The 1,342-nt window shown below is 47.8% G+C and carries 1 protein-coding gene; it reads left to right on the top strand.

All coding sequences use genetic code 11. The features are described 5' to 3' along the window. Positions 1-111: 111 nt before the first annotated feature. Positions 112-1,342, top strand: a 1,231-nt coding sequence (locus ACKLNH_RS20570; RefSeq protein WP_413114130.1) for an ISNCY family transposase, incomplete at its 3' end; no start/stop codon positions are given.

The following is a 1,342-nucleotide window of genomic DNA, read 5'->3' as shown; positions in this document are numbered from 1 at the left end:
TGTAAGATCTAGTTAGAAATGTCAGGTTTGAGCCAGATTGAAATGTCATGTTGTTCTAGCTTCAAAACACGCCTTCTTTGCCGTGTTTGGAGCCCTTGGATGCTATTGACCATGACTGACAATGAATTACTGAGAATCAAACTAATCCAAGACATCTGTGATAAACGGATCACCGGTGTCGATGCTGCCCGCTTACTTAAACTCAGTCCTCGCCAAGTTTATCGCTTGGTCAAACGCTTCATCGAATTTGGTGCTGCGGGTTTGGTTTCTTTAAAGCGTGGTCAGCCTGGCAATCATCGCCATGATGAGAAATTAAAATTACAGACACTGGCCTTGCTCCATCAGCAATACGAAGATTTCGGCCCGACGTTGGCTCATGAAAAACTCTCTGAGCTTCATGATATCCATGTTTCCGTTGAAACCTTACGCCAATGGATGATTGCCGATGGTCTCTGGGTTCCCCATGCCAAACGCAAACCAAGAGTTTATCAACCTCGTCATCGCCGTGATTGCCTGGGTGAACTGGTTCAAATCGACGGCTCCCACCATGACTGGTTTGAAGGTCGCAGCTCCAAATGCTGTTTGTTGGTATACATCGATGATGCCACTGGCCGCCTGATGAACCTGCGCTTCAGCGAAACCGAATCAGCCTTCGATTATATGGTGGCTACTCGCGAATACCTTGAACAGCACGGCAAACCCACCGCGTTCTATAGTGACCGGCATGCGGTTTTCCATGTCAGCAAGCGCGATGCCCACACTGAACGTCTAACCCAGTTTGGTCGTGTACTGAATGATCTCAATATCGAGCTGATCTGTGCCAACAGTTCACAAGCCAAGGGCCGCGTTGAGCGCGCGAATAAAACGTTACAGGATCGCTTAGTCAAAGAAATGCGTTTGCAAGGCATTGATACGATTGAACAAGCCAACGCATGGCTCCCCGACTTTATTGCAGATTTCAACCGCCGCTTTGCCAAACCGCCAAGGTTTCCCAAGGACATGCACCGGACAATACGGGAGTCTACCGATGAGCTCGATGATATTTTTGCCTGGCAAGAGCTACGTAAGCTCTCCAAATCACTGACTTTTCAATATGATAAGGTTGTCTATCTCATTGACCCAACAGAAGAAAACCAGCGATTGGTTAATCAGGTCGTTAAGGTATTAGACCGTCCAGATGGCACCATCGCCATTCAATACGGCTACCGGAAGCTGACCTTCAGAGTTTTCGATAAGTTGGCAGATGTAGACCAAGGCAAAGTCGTCGATAACAAACGACTGGGCGCTGTGCTCAAGTTTGCTCAGGACAAACAACAGGAATTCGAGCAGCAACAGAAACGTT

Origin of the sequence: Thaumasiovibrio clandestinus, assembly GCF_047250365.1 — a bacterium.
In the GTDB taxonomy this organism is placed as follows: Bacteria; Pseudomonadota; Gammaproteobacteria; order Enterobacterales; family Vibrionaceae; genus Thaumasiovibrio.
Note: the sequence above shows the minus strand (reverse complement) of the source record. Positions and strands in the feature narration are given on the sequence as shown.